The sequence below is a fragment of the Paraburkholderia sp. NPDC080076 genome (assembly GCF_050281145.1).
Classification (GTDB): domain Bacteria; phylum Pseudomonadota; class Gammaproteobacteria; order Burkholderiales; family Burkholderiaceae; genus Paraburkholderia.
The window spans coordinates 974,668-991,342 of record NZ_JBNNWQ010000004.1 but is presented as its reverse complement, the minus strand read 5'-3'; the positions used below and the strand labels follow the sequence as shown (position 1 = coordinate 991,342).

At 61.7% G+C, this 16,675-nt stretch carries 11 protein-coding genes and 1 pseudogene; 9 read left to right on the top strand and 3 right to left on the bottom strand.

Annotated features, from left to right (window positions below; all coding sequences use genetic code 11):
* The 4 genes and pseudogenes from ACQKRQ_RS21585 to ACQKRQ_RS21570 form a co-directional block, all read left to right on the top strand.
* A pseudogene (locus tag ACQKRQ_RS21585) lies at positions 1-987 on the top strand (hypothetical protein); the annotation flags it as partial.
* Between the two features lie 583 nt (positions 988-1,570).
* Positions 1,571-3,187 carry a ShlB/FhaC/HecB family hemolysin secretion/activation protein gene (locus ACQKRQ_RS21580; protein ID WP_427479239.1) on the top strand — a complete coding sequence of 539 codons (1,617 nt, stop codon included), beginning with the start codon at positions 1,571-1,573 and terminating at the stop codon, positions 3,185-3,187.
* A gap of 84 nt (positions 3,188-3,271) precedes the next feature.
* The gene (locus ACQKRQ_RS21575; protein ID WP_427479238.1) at positions 3,272-5,128 is read left to right on the top strand and encodes a peptide transporter; all 1,857 of its coding nucleotides are present in this window, start codon (positions 3,272-3,274) and stop codon (positions 5,126-5,128) included.
* Between the two features lie 7 nt (positions 5,129-5,135).
* Positions 5,136-6,932, top strand: a complete 1,797-nt coding sequence (locus ACQKRQ_RS21570; protein WP_427479236.1) for a methyltransferase domain-containing protein — start codon at positions 5,136-5,138, stop codon at positions 6,930-6,932.
* A 119-nt stretch (positions 6,933-7,051) separates the two neighbouring features.
* Here the strand turns inward: ACQKRQ_RS21570 and ACQKRQ_RS21565 are convergent, their stop codons facing one another.
* Entirely contained in the window at positions 7,052-7,897 is an 846-nt protein-coding gene (locus tag ACQKRQ_RS21565) for a MurR/RpiR family transcriptional regulator (protein WP_132373093.1), read from the bottom strand.
* 288 nt (positions 7,898-8,185) lie between these two features.
* On the opposite strand from ACQKRQ_RS21565, the gene edd reads away from it, so the two are divergent.
* The 4 genes from edd (at position 8,186) to ACQKRQ_RS21545 (ending at position 12,981) form a co-directional block, all read left to right on the top strand.
* Positions 8,186-10,090, top strand: coding sequence for a phosphogluconate dehydratase (gene edd, locus ACQKRQ_RS21560; protein ID WP_132373095.1), 1,905 nt, complete (start codon positions 8,186-8,188; stop codon positions 10,088-10,090).
* 25 nt (positions 10,091-10,115) lie between these two features.
* The gene (gene eda / locus ACQKRQ_RS21555) at positions 10,116-10,757 is read left to right on the top strand and encodes a bifunctional 4-hydroxy-2-oxoglutarate aldolase/2-dehydro-3-deoxy-phosphogluconate aldolase (protein ID WP_132373097.1); all 642 of its coding nucleotides are present in this window, start codon (positions 10,116-10,118) and stop codon (positions 10,755-10,757) included.
* Between the two features lie 330 nt (positions 10,758-11,087).
* On the top strand, positions 11,088-12,473 hold the full coding sequence (locus ACQKRQ_RS21550; protein ID WP_408294390.1) for a GntP family permease: 1,386 nt from the start codon (positions 11,088-11,090) through the stop codon (positions 12,471-12,473).
* Positions 12,474-12,483: 10 nt separating this feature from the next.
* Positions 12,484-12,981 (top strand): gluconokinase, encoded by a 498-nt coding sequence (locus tag ACQKRQ_RS21545; protein ID WP_132373101.1) that lies wholly within the window; start codon positions 12,484-12,486, stop codon positions 12,979-12,981.
* 88 nt (positions 12,982-13,069) lie between these two features.
* On the opposite strand, the gene purB is transcribed toward ACQKRQ_RS21545, so the two are convergent.
* Positions 13,070-14,458: an adenylosuccinate lyase gene (gene purB / locus ACQKRQ_RS21540; RefSeq protein WP_427479232.1), complete on the bottom strand. Its 1,389-nt coding sequence runs from the start codon at positions 14,456-14,458 to the stop codon at positions 13,070-13,072.
* A 138-nt stretch (positions 14,459-14,596) separates the two neighbouring features.
* Positions 14,597-15,349, bottom strand: coding sequence for a glycosyltransferase family 2 protein (locus ACQKRQ_RS21535; RefSeq protein ID WP_427479229.1), 753 nt, complete (start codon positions 15,347-15,349; stop codon positions 14,597-14,599).
* A 237-nt stretch (positions 15,350-15,586) separates the two neighbouring features.
* On the opposite strand from ACQKRQ_RS21535, the gene ACQKRQ_RS21530 reads away from it, so the two are divergent.
* Entirely contained in the window at positions 15,587-16,543 is a 957-nt protein-coding gene (locus tag ACQKRQ_RS21530; RefSeq protein ID WP_132373107.1) for a LysR family transcriptional regulator, read from the top strand.
* Positions 16,544-16,675: the final 132 nt, after the last annotated feature.

Genomic DNA, 16,675 nt, shown 5'->3' with positions numbered 1-16,675 from the left:
AACGGTTCGGTCAACACGACGGACAATGGCACGACGAACATCTCGGGCAATTCGACCAACGGTGACGGCACGGACATCAACGGCTCGGTGAACACGTCGGGTAACGGGACGACCGATATCAACGGTAACTCGACCAATGGCACGGGCGTGGTCGTCGATCCGAACGGTTCGATCAACACGACGGACAATGGCACGACGAACATCTCGGGTAACTCGACCAATGCCTCCGGTGTGATCGACAACGGCATGATCAACATCGCCGATAACGGTACGACAGTGATCACCAACATCTCGGGTGGAGGCGACACCAACGGTACGACCAATGGTTCAACCAACATCTCGGGTGGAGGCGACACCAACGGTACGACCAATGATTCAACCAACACCTCGGGTGGAGGCGACACCAACGGTACCGACAACGGTTCGACCAACATCTCGAATGGCGGTCAAACGGGCGGGACCGACAACGGCTCGACCAGCATCCCGGGCGGCGGCAGCGATGTCACCGCAGACAGCAGCGGCCACGGCGATTCGGTCGGTGCGGCTGGCGCAGCAATCGGTGCAATCGGTGCGGGCGGTCTGGCTGCATTCATCTGGGCCGACGTGGATGCGCACTGGTACCTCGACCAGGTGCAACCGCTGACGGTGGCGGCAGGTGATGCCGCGCTCTGGGCTGACGCCGAAGTCGAGCATGTGAACGTCGACATGCTGATGCACTATGCCGATGTGCGTTTGCTCACGCACTCGGGGCCGGTGGACCGTCATCTGGTCTTGCGCGATGGCGCCGACGGCGTGAAGCATTTCACGTCCGAGGACAAGCAGTCGCAGATGAAGGCGGATCTGTCGGTCAATGCGCAGACGCATGAGTTCTTCTACACGGAGAGCGGCGTTAAGGATGGCAAGCCGTACGTCATCAACTCGCATGGCTGGTTGAAGCACGGCGTAGATCATGCGTTCCCGGTTCATGCCCCGGCAGCCGGCGTCTGATCCTGCGCCAGTAGTGCGACCAGCGGGACTGCGGGGTAATCGGTCACCTACAGCCCGATCTACTCCCGCGCGTTGATCTAGCTGCTTGAAAGGCGGTGCTCTACGCACCGCCTTTTTTATTCGGACCAAAGACTTGTACTTATTTGAGATTATTCTTAACTGCAAAATCTAGGATTAATCCTATGCGCGAAAATTGAAACGGATGCGAATAACATTAATAAAAATATAAAAATCGTCATTTCAGACAGAATTTTAGGAATTGTCCCATCGCGCTATCGCCGCATAAACGGCAGTCGCATGCCGCCGATCGGCTTTTCCGGCGGAAACGCAGGGCTGGAAAGACCCAGCCACGTCACCGACTCCTAAAAACCGGGACGCTTTTTTGGAATAGTCCTATTCGCTTCTGAACATCAAACTTTTACTCTTTCCAGTGTCGGCGGTACGAATCACTGGGATAAAAAACAACCCACAAAGAGCGTGTCGCCACCCTGTTTTAATCAAAGCAAGGATTGCTTCCATGTTGTGGCGTAGAAACTCAGTAAATCGGCAGATCACTCAAGCAATGTGGGTCTTGCCGTTGTTGATGACCGGCGTAGTCCACGCCGAGCCCGTCGCCGATGCGAGCGCAGTGGTGACGGCGCAAAAAGCCATCGTCGATTTCAAGCTTCTCCCCGCAGGTGGCCAGGACGAAGCAGCGGTGATCCAGTTGCTGCGCACTCAAGCACAGCAACTGGGCGCCGCGCCCCACTCGCTCGACGAAGTCAACCGCTGGTCGGATCGACTGACGGATGCGTTGCGTCAAGGCGGATTCCCGATTGGCCAGGTGCTGATGACCGAGTCGGACTGGCATGCGCTGCAACAAGGCGGCCAGCCGATGTTTTCCGTCTTTCCTGGCCGCATCAGCGAGATCGAAATCCATAACAAATCACGCGTCGCGGATTCCCGTCTGCGCAAGCTGATCACACACGCACTGTGCGGGAGCGATACGCTCCCGGGCGCCTGCTACCTGAAGACGTCGCGTCTTGAACGTTCGACGCAGCTTCTGCAAGACGTGCCGGGCGTCGCACTCGACAATGCGCCGCAATTCGGTCCCGGCGCCGGTACAGGCGACGTGAAGGTCGTGTACGGCGTCGCGCAGAAGGGCAAGCCTCTCGCGGCCAATCTGATCTTCGACAACCAGGGCGTGCCGACGACGGGCACGTACCGCATGGGCGGCACCGTCTCCGGAAACAACTTTTTTGGCGCGGGCGAAAGCTACGCATTCACGCTGCTCGCCACCGACAAAAAGATGTGGACGGGCGAACTGGACGGCAGCGTGCCGATCTTGAACGACGGATTACGTCTGACCGGTGGTATCAGCCGCCAGCAATACACGACGAACACGATTACGCCGATGGCCGGCGTGGCCACCACGGCCTCCGCGGGCGTGCTGTATCCGTTCACCCGCGGGCTTGATGCCAATGTCTGGGGTGGTGTCTCGCTGCTGCACAGCCAGACCTCGACTGACATGAAAGAGTACGACACCTCGACGCACAGCAAGCTCGACTCGATTCGCTTCTCCGTGCAGGCCGACCACGGCGACCGCGCCCAGCAACTGCGTACGAACATCCTGACCGGTCAAGGCGCGATCACGCTCGGCCATCAGAGCAACGACTTTCCATACGGAGACTCGGTCGCCAACCCCGCCGGCAACTACGCGAAGTTCACGGGCAGCAGTTTCGGCACTTACGCCCTGACTCGCAGCGGCAATCTGTTCCTGTCGGGTCGCATCAACGGGCAGATGACAAACCGCAACCTCGACCCGAGTGAAAAGCTGGCGGCAGGCGGCCCCAATGCCGTGCGCGCGTACCGCTCCGATGAAATCTCGTTTGACGACGGCGTCGTCATCAACGCGGGCCTGTACCAGCGTTTCCCTGTCGCGACAGGTCACCAGATCCAACTCGGCGTGTTCTCGGATTTCGCTATCGGCCGCGTCAACCACACGCCTTGGGCCGGCTGGGAACAGAGCTATCCGGGCGTATCGGACGTCACCAACACGCGCACGCTCGCCGGCTACGGCGCCAGTGTCGACTGGCTCACGCCGATCGGCGCGACGGTCTCGGCTTCGGTATCGAAACCCTTTGGCTTCTCGTCGGCTTCCTGGGTTGAGCCCGGCAAAAAGCCGCTGCAGTACTGGCTGTCGGTCACCTGGAATCACTAACACGCATTGCATGGGACGGGGCCGCCGCGGTCCCGCCCATCACTCGCTCACGCTTTAACGATATTCAATCATCCGGAGAACATCATGAAATTCAGCATCAACAAGTTCGAACACCTCTGCTATCGCCGTGAACATGAGAAGGCGGGCCGCATGCTGCTGGAGTTGCTCAACAAGATCGATCAAAACTATGGCGTATTGATGGACGTCGATACGTGGGCCCAGTCGGGCGAAGCGCACAACATCATGGACGAACACCTGCTCGCACGAATCACGTCTGCGATCACCGCACTGGCCACGGATCCGAAATTTACGATCTCGGACGTCGGGATCGGGCGTCTCATGCTGTTCCAGCGCTGGCTTGCCGCCATGTTTTCGGCAAGCCCATTCCGCAATGCGGACCACATTCTGCGTTCACTGGGCGTAGACGAAGAAGCGCGCAATGCGATTGAGCTTCGCAACAACGAATTCCGCAAGTTTCAGTTGTTCTATCTTCCGGAATCTGAGGTTCGCGTCGACTGGGACGTTCTGTGGAAAGCCAACAAGGTGATGGCCGCAAGCATGGCGACGACGATCATGTCTTCGCGCTTCCTCGGCACACCGTCCGCGCATCAGAAGCGCGAGATGCTGCTGCGCTGGTTGCCTGAGCGGCTTGCGGAAATCGAAAACGTTGACGCGCTTCCGATGGGCGTGCTGCACGACATGTACATGCACTGCAGCTACGCGGACCTGCCGGGCAAGCACGACATCAAGAAGCCGATCAACACGCTGATCCGTCGCAAGCTCGTAAGCCTGGACATCCACGACGTACAGCGTGCCGCCGCTCCGGCTGTCGCCGGTGAGAAGCCGGTGGTGATCGTGGTGCTGGAATGGTTCTCGAAGAACCACTCGATCTACCGCACGCACTCGCAAACGATGGTCGCGATGCGCGACAAGTTCCACCTCGTGGGTATGGGCTACAACGGCCGCGTCGACGATGCGGGCAAGGCCGTCTTCCATGAATTCATTCCGCTCGAAGGCGCGAACCTGTGGGAAACCGCCCGGCAGGTGCGGGAGACGAGCGAAGCACGCCAGGCACAGATGATGTACATGCCGAGCGTTGGCATGTTCCCGATCACGATGGTGCTTGCCTGCCTGCGCGTCGCCCCGATGCAATTGATGGCGCTGGGTCACCCCGCCACGACGCACGGTCATGCAATGGACTATGTGGTGGTCGAAGAAGATTATGTCGGCGACGAGGCCTGCTTCAGTGAGAAGCTGCTGAAGCTGCCTTCGGACGGCATGCCATATCGTGCGCCGGCCGCGCTGCTCGAGTTGAATCTGCCGGAGAAAGCGCCCTCAGACGGCGTCGTGAAGATCGCCATCGCCGGTACGACGATCAAGCAAAACCCGGGCTTCCTCAATACGTGCGCCCAGATTGCGCGTGAATCAAAAGTGCCGGTGAAGTTCCATTTCCTGATGGGCCAGGCGAACGGACTGATCTATCCGCAAGTGCGCAATCTCATTCGCCGTTTGATGGGCGATGCGGCTGTCGTGCATAAGCATCAGAACTATGCTGGTTATATGAAGGTGATCGCGGGTTGCGATCTGTTCCTGAATCCGTTCCCGTTCGGCAATACGAATGGCATCGTCGATACGGTGTGGGCGGGTCTCGTCGGCGTGTGCAAGACCGGCCGCGAAGTGCACGAACATATCGACGAAGGCATGTTCCGCCGTCTCGGCTTCCCCGAGTGGATGGTCACGAAGACCAACGAAGAGTACAAGGCAGCGGCACTGCGTCTGATCGAAAACGCTGAAGAGCGTAACGAACTCTCGGCGAAGCTGGCGGGTCCTCAGGCTATCGAAAAGCTGATCTTCGCGGGCCGTCCGGAAATCCTCGGCGAGCGCATGCAGGCACTGTGGCAAGAACAGATCGACGTAGCAACGCCGGCAGCGGCTGCATGAGGCGAATATGAACGAAACGAGCAAATCGGCACTGCGCCGCTCGCACGATCCGGCCTTCATACAACACTACTTCGTGGGCGAAGGCCTCGACATCGGCGCCGGGGAGGATCCGCTGGCAGCGCACACGCATCTCTTTCCTCGGGCTCGCCGCATCCAGTCGTGGGGCGAGCAGCAAGGCGACGTGGTGCAGATGAAGGGCGCAGACGACGGGTCATTCGACTTCGTGCATGCCAGTCACGTCCTCGCCGAAGTCGCCAATCCGGGCAAGGCACTGGCAAGGTGGCTGGATCTGCTGAAGCCCGGTGGCTACGCGGTCCTGACTCTCCCCGACGAGGACCTGTACGGAAAGGGTGCTTGGCCGAACCGCTTCAACACGCGGCACAAGGCGAGCTTCACGATCTGCAAGCCCGAAAAGCAGTTGGCGCAATCGATCAACATCCTGGACCTGATACAGACGCTGTCGCACGTCGCATCTTGCGAACGTGTAAGTCTCGTGCGCGATCACTACGATGAAGCGCGCAACGACGCGGATCAGACCGCACGCGGTCTCGCGGAATGCGCGATCGAAGTCGTGTTGCGCAAGCGTGCCGTGCCGACGGCGCAGAACATGCTCGACGCCTTCGTGAAGGCGCGTAGCGCGGAGGCGAGCATCGACGCTGGCCGACGCGCGGTGAAGACTTATCCGTACCGGTTTATGGTCTACCATCGGTCGATGATGGAGTGGCTCCGCTGGGACCGGGAGGATGAGGTCGATCGTATTTTGGAACAATGTGTCGTGCGTCTGCCCAATGAGCATCTGCCGCGTTTATATCGCGCGTTGCATGCAATTTCGCGCGGTAAGCTACACCACGGCTTCCGGTTGCGCGAAGCGGCGATGGCGTCGTTCGGCTGGCAACGCCGCACGACGGCGCAACCGCCTGCCACGTTTCCCGAGTGGAAGGGCGAATCGCTTGAGGGCAAGTCGATCGTGATCTGGAGCGAGTTCGGGCTAGGCGACGAGATTTTCTTCTTGCGTTTCGCTCGCATGCTGCGCGAGCGCTGCGGCGCCGCGCGCGTGACAGTGATGTGCCAGACGCCGCTCGTGTCGCTTTTCGAAGTCTCCCGCGAAGCCGACGCCGTCATCGACGTGAAACATGCCGCACAACTGCCGGCGCACGATTGCTGGGTGTTCCCGCATGCCATTCCTGCGCATCTGCCGTTGGAACTAGACGCACTACCCGTATCGGTGCCCTTCCTGCGCGCGCCGTCCGACGAGGCGCCTGCTTTACTGCGGACCGAGTCGCATGCGCTGAAGGTCGGCGTGGTATTCAAAGGTGCGCCGACGCACGAAAACGACCACGCGCGCTCGCTGCCGTCATTGTCCGTGCTCGACGAACTGTTCCAGCTCGAAGGCGTCGAGTTCTTCAGTCTGCAAAAAGGCGCGGGTGCCGACGAGGCCGCGCAGTACGCGCAACGATTGTCGAACTTTCATGATCTGGGCGCCGACATTCGCAGCATGGACGAGACTGCCAGCGCCATCGCGGCACTGGATCTCGTGCTGACGGTCGATACGTCGGTTGCGCACGTCGCGGGCGCGATGGGCAAGCCAACGTGGCTGATGTTGCCTTCGTACGGCGACTGGCGTTGGCACTACACGCGGGAAGACAGCCCTTGGTATCCAACGATGCGCCTCTTTCGCCGGCGCTTCGACGGCAACTGGCCCGAAGTCGTCGCGCGCATTCGCGGCCATCTGCTGACGCTGATCGCATCGAACCTGGACAGCGCAGGCTCGTCAGCCCTTCCTGCACCTGCGATTTCCAGGTGACCGTGCGGCGGTTGCGTCCCTCTCAGGTGACCGAGTGAAGCGCGCTGTCGGCGTGCGCGAAGACTCTGGTGCAAATAGGTGGATGGGTCGAAAGTTTCGTATAGACCTGGATAGGCTCTTCAACCTTCGCCGTCGATCCTCAACCGGCCAATCACCCCTTTCGCCTGTCCAACCCGCTCGACCAACTCGGGCCCGCGCTTGAGCGCGACGCCGACCGCCAGAATGTCGCCGATCGCCAGATGCGACATGCGCGACGTCATCGGCGAAAACACGTCGTTTTCCTCGACCACGTTCGAGAACAGGCAGATCGACGCGACGCGCGCAAGCGGCGAACTGCCATGCGTGATCGCGATCACCTTCGCGCCGCGAGCGAGCGCTGAGCGCGCCGCTTCGATGATGTCGCGGGTTCGGCCGGTATTCGACACCGTGACCACGACATCGCCGGGTCCGAGCAGCGCCGCCGACATCGAGTAAGTATGCGGATCGGAGTACGCGACGCTCGGCATGCCGAGCCGGAAAAACTTGTGCTGGATATCCTGCGCGGCAATGCCTGAGCCGCCCGCTCCATAGAACTCGATGCGCGCCGCGTTCGCCAGCAGATCGACAGCCGCTTCGATGCTATCCGGCGACAGGCTGTTACGCACCTCGATCAGCGTGCCAATGGTCCGGTCGAATACTTTGGCGATCAGTCCGGGCGCGCCCTCATCCGGCCGCACATCCCGATAGACGGTCGGCACGCCCGACGCAATCCCTTGCGCGAGCCGGATCTTGAACTCACGAAACCCCGAAAACCCGAGCGCATGACAGAACCGCGCGATGGTCGGCTGGCTCACGCCCGCGCGGGCGGCCACTTCCGTCATCGACAGATCGAGCACTTCGCGCGGCGCCTCGATCACGTAGTCGGCGAGTTTGCGCTCGGACGGCCGCAACTGCTCGCGCATCTCTTCCACCTGAGACAGCATCATTGGAAAACTCGCACTATGCTGAAGAATGCGTGGACTATAGCTGATTGCTGAGAAGGTACAAAAACTACATTTGTGCCTGTAGGTGTAATCCCTAAGTTTTAGGCGTGAGGCGAGAAGCTAAGCCGGTTGGGCGTTTCAGGCAATCAAAACATGCCGCAGCGCAGCACCAGAGCACATTGCGATCATGTAGTTTTTCTACTAAGATGGCGTCGTCAACTGATTCGACATTCCCGCGATACCTACCTGGCATAGGGCGCGCACGCTCACGCCAGCGACGAAGGAGCTCCGATGGTTTCCCCGCATTCGCAATTGTTGAAGGTCACGCAGCGCGTGGTCGAGCGCAGCAAACCCACTCGTGAGGCGTATCTCGCCCGCATCCACCATGCGCAGGGCAAGTTTCCGGCGCGCGGCGCGCTCTCCTGCGCCAATCTCGCGCACGGTTTCGCGGGCCTCGAAGGCAACGACAAACTCGTCATCAAGCAGATTCGCGAGCCGAACATCGGCATCGTGTCCGCGTACAACGAGATGCTGTCGGCCCACGCGCCGTACAAAAACTACCCCGACATCATCAAGCAGGCCGCGCGTGAAAACGGCGGCGTCGCGCAATTCGCGGGCGGCGTGCCGGCCATGTGCGACGGCGTCACGCAAGGCAATGCCGGCATGGAACTGTCGCTGTTCTCGCGCGAAGTCATTGCGATGAGCACGGCGGTCGCGCTCACGCACAACATGTTCGACGCGGCACTGTGCCTCGGCATTTGCGACAAGATCGTGCCGGGCCTGTTGATCGGCGCGCTGCAATTCGGCCATATCCCGACCATCTTCGTGCCGGCCGGCCCGATGGGCAGCGGCCTGTCCAACGACGACAAAGCCAAGACCCGCCAGCTCTTCGCCACCGGCCAGTGCGACCGCGGCGCGCTGCTCGAAGCGGAAGCCGCCGCGTATCACAGCCACGGCACCTGCACGTTCTACGGCACCGCGAACAGCAATCAGATGCTGATGGAAGTGATGGGCCTGCATCTGCCGAGTTCGGCTTTCGTGCATCCGCATACGCCGCTGCGCGACGCGTTGACCGCACAAGCCGCGCGCCGTGTGCTCGATCTGACCGTGGAACGCGGCAATTACATGCCGATCGGCCATGTGGTCGACGAAAAAGCGATCGTCAACGGCATCGTCGCGTTGCTGGCCACGGGCGGCTCGACCAACCACACGCTGCATCTGGTCGCGATTGCACGCGCGGCGGGCATCGTGATCGATTGGGACGACTTCGACACGCTGTCGCAAGCGGTGCCTCTGCTCGCGAAGATTTACCCGAACGGCAAGGCCGACGTGAACCACTTCCACGCGGCAGGCGGCGTCGCGTTCCTGGTGCGCAATCTGCTGGAAGGCGGCTTGCTGCACGAAGACGTCAACACCGTCGCGGGCAAGGGCCTGAAGCACTACACGGAAGAGCCGAAGCTGATCGACGGCAAGCTGCAATGGGTGCCGGGCGCGCAAGCGAGCGAAGACACGGCGGTGTTGCGCGGCATCAAGGAACCGTTCCAGCCGGACGGCGGTTTGCGCCTGATGCAGGGCAAGCTCGGCCGCGGCGTCATCAAGATTTCCGCGGTCGCGGCGCAGCATCGCAAGGTCAAGGCGCCGGCCATCGTGTTCGATTCGCAGGAAGCCGTGCAGGAAGCGTTCGACAAGCACGAACTGAAGCGCGACTTCATCGCCGTGGTGCGCTTCCAGGGCGCGCGGGCAAACGGCATGCCTGAACTGCATCGTTTGACGCCGCTGCTCGGTGTGTTGCAGGATCAAGGTTTCCATGTTGCATTGGTCACGGATGGCCGCATGTCCGGCGCGTCGGGCAAAGTGCCGGCGGTGATTCACCTGTCGCCGGAAGCGTTGCTGCAAGGGCCGATCGGCAAGGTGCGCACGGGCGACATGCTGGTGATCGACGCCGAAGCCGGTGTGCTCGACATCGAGATCGACGCGGCCGAATGGGCAGCGCGGCCGAACGCCGTGCCGCAGCATCAGGCCGAAAACGAAGTCGGTTTTGGCCGCGAACTGTTCGGGGTATTCCGCGCGGCGGCGGCGCCGGCGGAGCAGGGTGCGTCGGTATTCGGCGCGATGGTGGGCGAGCGTCCGGCGCATCACGGCGAAGCAGCCAAAGCTCATACCGCAAAACACACAAGCACCACTCACGCCAGCTGAGTGCTGCAGAACAAGGAGTCTGACTATGACCTCGAAAACAGTAAGCGATATCGTGCGCCTCGGCCCGGTGATTCCGGTGCTCGCGTTCGACTCGGTCGAACAGGGTGTACACGTATCTCGCGCGCTGCACGCGGGCGGCGTGAAGGTGCTGGAAATCACCTTGCGCACTGCAGCAGGCCTCGAAGCGATCGAACGCGCGAGCCAGTTGGCCGAAGATATCGTGGTTGGTGTCGGCACGATTACGAAGCCCGAGCATTGCGCTCAGGCCAAGAAGGCGGGCGCGCAGTTCGGCGTCTCTCCTGGCCTCACGAGAGACATGCACAAGGCCGCGCAGGATGCGGGCTTGCCGCTGCTGCCGGGCGTGATGACGCCGTCGGACATCATCGCGGCGCTGGAACTCGGCTACGAAATCGTGAAGTTTTTCCCGGCGCAGCAAGCCGGTGGCGTGCCGATGCTGCAAGCTTTTCACGGTCCGTTCCCGAATCTGAAGTTCTGCCCGACCGGCGGTATCACGGCGGAAACGGCGACGCATTTCCTGTCGCTGCCGAACGTGGTTTGCGTGGGCGGCTCGTGGCTCACGCCGAAAGCCGCGCTCGCCGCGCAAAACTGGGACGAGGTCACGCGCCTCGCGCGGGCCGCGAGCCAGTTGGCCGCGCCGGCCCATTGAGTTGAAGCGGTCCGCACGCTAAGCGTTATCAAGGTCCCGCGCAAAGGAGCCTCGTCGATACAGCCGCTCAGGCTGTCCTGGCGAGGCTCTTTTGCGATATGCGCGCGGAATTGGCGCACGTTTACAGACAACAAACAGTAAAATTCAGCGTCCGCGCGGTCAGCCCGGTTTCAAGGCGCCGCACAGGTCGCCGTGAGACGAAGTGCTGCCGTGTCCGCACGCACAAGAAAACGCCGGGCCGCCCGAAGTTTTCTTGTGACCCCCTCAGGGGGCTGGCGCGCAGCACCAGGTCGGATGCACTCAAATCAATAACGCAAAAGGAGGAGCTTCATGGAAGCTGTCCACGGCAGCACGCTACTGGTCTTCGCGGTGATCGCCATCGCATTGCTGATCCTGCTGATCACGCGCTACAAGGTTTATCCGTTTCTCGTCCTGATCATCGTGTCGCTGCTGCTGGGTCTTGCATCCGGCATGCCGATGGCCACCATCGTCAAATCGTTCGAAACGGGTAACGGCAATACGCTCGGACACATAGCGGTCGTGGTGGGTCTGGGCACGATGCTCGGCAAGATGATGGCCGAATCGGGCGGCGCCGAGCGTGTCGCCACCACGTTGATCAACTTCTTTGGCGAGAAGAACATCCACTGGGCGATGATGATCGTGGCGATCATCGTCGGCTTGCCGGTGTTCTTCGAAGTCGGTTTCGTGCTGCTGATTCCTATCGCCTTCAACGTCGCGAAGCGTACCAACAAGTCGCTGCTGCTGGTCGGCTTGCCGATGGTCGCGGGCCTGTCCGTCGTGCACGGGCTGCTTCCGCCGCATCCGGCCGCGATGCTCGCGGTGCAGGCGTATCACGCGGATATCGGCAGGACCATCGCCTATGGGCTGATCGTCGGTGTGCCGACCGCGATCGTCGCGGGTCCGCTGTTCGCGTTGCTGATTAGCCGCTATATCAAGCTGCCGAAAGACAACGCGCTCGCGGCGCAATTTCTCGGTCACGATGACGAAGCCAAAAACGGCGCGCAAAACGCCGCACCCAAGCGCGAACTGCCGAGCTTCGGCATCACGCTGCTCACGATCCTGCTGCCGGTGATCCTGATGCTGGTGGGAAGCTGGGCCGATCTCTTCACCACGCCGAAAACCTTGCCGAACGACCTGCTGCACTTCGTTGGCAATTCGGACGTCGCGTTGCTGATCGCGGTGCTGGTCAGCTTCTGGACCTTCGGTGCGAGCCGCGGTTTCAATCGCGAGCAGATCCAGAAATTCTGCGGCGACTGTCTCGCGCCGATCGCGGGCATCACGCTGATCGTCGGCGCGGGCGGCGGTTTTGGACGCGTGCTGATGGATAGCGGGATTTCGAAGGAAATCGTCAATGTGGCGACCGCCATGCATCTGTCGCCGCTGTTGTTCGGCTGGCTGGTGGCCGCATTGATTCGTCTGGCCACGGGTTCGGCCACGGTCGCCATGACCACGGCGTGCGGCATCGTCGCACCGATCGCTTCGGCTAGCGGCGTGCATGTCGAGCCGGAACTGCTGGTGCTCGCCACCGGTTCGGGCTCGTTGATCTTCTCGCACGTGAACGACGGCGGTTTCTGGCTGATCAAGGAATACTTCGGTATGACAGTGGGGCAGACCTTCAAGACATGGTCGCTTCTCGAAACCATCATTTCACTGATGGGCTTGGGTTTGACCTTCGCGCTCGCGACGGTCGTGTAAGGAGTTTTTGATGATTCTGATCGCAATGGGCGTGTCGGGCGCCGGCAAGACGAGAATTGGCGAAATGCTGGCGGAACGCCTGCATTGCGCGTTCACCGACGGCGACGCGTTTCACAGCGCCGCCAACAAGGAGAAGATGCACCACGGCATTCCGCTCACCGACGAAGACCGTTGGCCGTGGCTGCAAACCATCCGCGTGGCGATCGTCGAGAAGCAGAAGGCGGGCGAGACGGCGGTATTCACGTGCTCATCGCTGAAACGCTCGTATCGTGACGTCTTGCGCGACGGCGACCGGGACGTCTGCTTCGTGTATCTGAAGGGCTCGCGTGAAGTGCTGGAGCAGCGTCTGACCACGCGCACCGGACATTTCTTCGATCCGTCGCTGCTGCAAAGCCAGCTCGATACGCTCGAAGAACCGGGCCCGGACGAAGCGATCACGGTGAGCATCGAACTGTCGCCGGAAGAGATCGTCGTCGAAGTGCTGAGGCAGGTGGAAGCGCGTCAGTGAGTGTGCTTCGTCGCTGCAAATAAAAAACCGCTCCTCGGAGCGGTTTTTTTACGCCTCGGGCTACGAGGCGATGTACGACTCAAGCCGGTTAAGCGATCCGCTTCGCCAGCTCGACCGCCTTGCCGATGTACGACGCCGGCGTCATCGCGAGCAAACGGTCTTTCGCGTCCTGCGGAATCGCGAGGCCGTTGACGAACGTTTGCAGCGCTGCGCGCGTGATGCCCTTGCCGCGCGTCAATTCCTTCAACTGCTCGTACGGATTCTCGATGCCGTAACGGCGCATCACCGTTTGCACCGGCTCGGCCAGCACTTCCCAGCAGTTGTCGAGGTCTTCGTTCAGACGCTGTGCGTTCACTTCGAGCTTGTCCAGACCACGGATCAGCGAGTCGTACGCGAGCAGCGAGTAACCGAACGCGACGCCGATATTGCGCAGCACCGTCGAATCGGTCAGATCGCGCTGCCAGCGCGAGACCGGCAGCTTGTCGGCGAGATGGCGCAGCGTGGCGTTCGCGAGGCCGAGGTTGCCTTCCGAGTTTTCGAAGTCGATCGGGTTGACCTTGTGCGGCATGGTCGACGAACCGATTTCGCCGGCCTTGGTGCGCTGCTTGAAGTAGCCGACCGAGATGTAGCCCCACACGTCGCGGTCCAGATCCAGCAGGATCGTGTTCGCGCGCGAGACCGCGTCGAACAGTTCGGCCATGTAGTCGTGCGGCTCGATCTGGATCGTGTACGGATTGAACGTCAGCTTCAGACGCTGTTCGACCACTTCGCGCGAGAACGCTTCCCAGTCGAACTCCGGATACGCGGACAGGTGCGCGTTGAAGTTGCCGACCGCGCCGTTCATCTTGCCGAGCAGTTCGACCTTGGCGATACGGTCGATCGCGCGTTCCAAACGGGCCGCGACGTTGGCGAGTTCCTTGCCGAGCGTGGTCGGGCTGGCCGGCTGGCCGTGCGTGCGCGACAGCATCGGCTGTTCGGCGTGCGCATGAGCCAGCGCGACGAGGCGCTGATGCACCGAGCGCAGCGCCGGCAGGATCACGTGTTCTCGGGCGCCCGCCAGCATCAGGCCGTGCGACGTGTTATTGATGTCTTCCGACGTGCAGGCGAAGTGGATGAACTCGCTCGCGCGCTCCAGTTCCGCCTGACCCTTCACCGATTCCTTCAGCCAGTACTCGACCGCCTTCACGTCGTGATTCGTCACACGTTCGATTTCCTTGATGCGCGCGGCGTCGTGCGCGGTGAAGCGCTCGGCCAGTTGCAGCAGGAATTGTTCGGACGCTTCGGAAAAGCGCGGCACTTCGGCGAAACCGGCGCGCGACAAGGCGATCAACCAGTGGATTTCGACCGTTACGCGATTGCGCATGAAAGCGGCTTCCGAGAGCCAGTCGCGCAGGGCTTCGGTTTTCGAGGCGTAGCGGCCGTCGAGCGGGGAGAGCGCGTTCAGCGCGAACAGGGTGTCGGGGCGAGTGTCGGACATGATGGGGGCCGGGTGAGGGCAAAACGCAAGGGTGAAAACGCGGGGGAAACTGCCGGAACCGCGAATTTTACCACCGGACGCCGCTTGCCCCGATTTCGCCGCGACGCGTACGGCGCCCGCATGGCGGCTGTGTGGCGGCTAGTCCGGATAGCCTTCGTAGCCGGGAAACAGGGTGGGCAGCGTGAAGGCCGGCATCGAGTAGCGCGAGAAGCAGCGTGAGGTGGACGCGGGATGGACCAGATGCAGGCAACTGGCTCGAGGATCGTCCACGGCGATCACGTTGCGGCCTGCCTCGACCACGCGCCGGATGAAGCTCTCGTCGTCGCACAGGTTGATATCGTCAAAGGCCGAGACCGCGGCAAGCGCTTTGTCGTACACGTATGAGAAACCATAGAACAGGATGAAATCCGCGCCGATCTGCATTTTCTCGTGGAACTCGATGTGGCTGACCGAACGCCCGCTCAGTTCGTAGTGCAGGCCCACTTTGGCGTTCAGGTCCATGTAGCCGAAGAATTGCGTGTGCGGCGCGTACATGAAGAAGCCCGATAGCTTGATGAGATCCGCGCGGTTCTCCTGCATCGTCCTGACCATGTGGGCGAGGTAATGCGGCGCGTAGTGGTCGTCGTCGTCGAAATGGGCGATCACCGAGCCGCGCGATTCGGCGATCAACGCGTTGCGCTTCGCGCCGATCGACATGCGCGCGGCGGAATGAAAGTAGCGGATGCGTGCGTCCTGCGACGCCAGCGCTTGCAAATACGCGCTCGGCTCGGGGCTGTCATCGAGGATCAGCCATTCCCAGCCGATCTGCTGGCGAAGCACGCAGCGGGCGATGGCCGGCAGCAAACGCTCGCGATTGGCCGTCGGGGTGATGATGGAGACGAGTGGGGACATGGCGGGTTTGCGCGCCCTGAAAGGCGCGTTGTCGACGAAGCTTGGTGGAGGACGCGGCGCACTGGCCGCGGCGGCGTGAGCGCAGCAAGATAGCGGCTTGCCGCCGGCCCGCCCATCGGCGCAATCCGATTTCGCATTGACGGGCTATCACGCGCTCGCGCGCACGCTTGCCACAGCCCGGCTCTCCACACCCACTAGAATGCTGACTTCCTCTCTCCCGTCGGCAGCAGGCCCCGCATGGAACTGAAATGGCTCGAAGACTTCGTTTCGCTAGCGGAAACGCGTAGCTTCAGCCGCTCGGCTGAATTGCGACACGTCACGCAGCCGGCGTTCTCCCGGCGGATTCAGGCGCTCGAAGCCTGGCTCGGCACGGAACTGATCGATCGCTCGGTCTATCCGACGCGGCTCACGGCGGCCGGCCAGGTCTTCAACGAGCAGGCGCTCGCCATGCTCTCGCAGTTCCATGAAGCCCGTGCGCTGCTGCGCGGCCATACGGCGACGCCGCAGGCGACCATCGAGTTCGCCGTGCCGCATACGCTGTCGCTGACTTACTTCCCGCGCTGGCTGCAGCGGATCGAAGCCCATCTGGGCCCGATCCACACGCGCCTGCGGGCCCTGAACGTGCACGACGCGGCGTTGTCGCTGGTGGAAGGCGGCTGCGATCTGATGATGGGCTATCACCATCCCAGCCATCCGGTCGCGCTCGATCCGGGCCGCTACGACATGCTGACGCTCGGCAATGAGCCGATCAGTCCGTTCTCGGCGCCGGGCCGCGCCGGCCGGCCGCGTCACACCTTGCCGGGCACGGCCGAGGCGCCCACGCCTTACCTGTCCTACACGCCGAACGCCTATCTGGGACGGATGACCGAAGTGATCCTCGCCAACGCGCCGGAGCGCCTGTACCTCGACCGGCTCTACGAAACCGACATGGCCGAAGGACTCAAGGCGATGGCACTGGCGGGGCACGGCATCGCTTTCCTGCCGCACAGCGCGGTGGAAGACGCGGTCGCCGACGGCAAGCTGATCCGCCTCGACCGCGCCACGCGTGGCACACCGGAAGGACAACTCACACTGACCATGGAGATTCGTCTGTATCGCGACAAGCTCGCGGCGAAGAGCGACGATGCGCGACAGATACTCGTGCGTCAGTTGTGGGAGGTGGTGTCGGAGGAACTGGCCCAAGGCACGGCCTGAAATCCTGCTTCCCTACGACGCGAATTTGCGGCTTTTCGATGGTTATGCAAAAAAAACATAATCGGATAAGGAAACGGCATTGGATTTCAAAACGGCGTTTTTCCACAATGCTGTTACTCGATCAACGCCGGA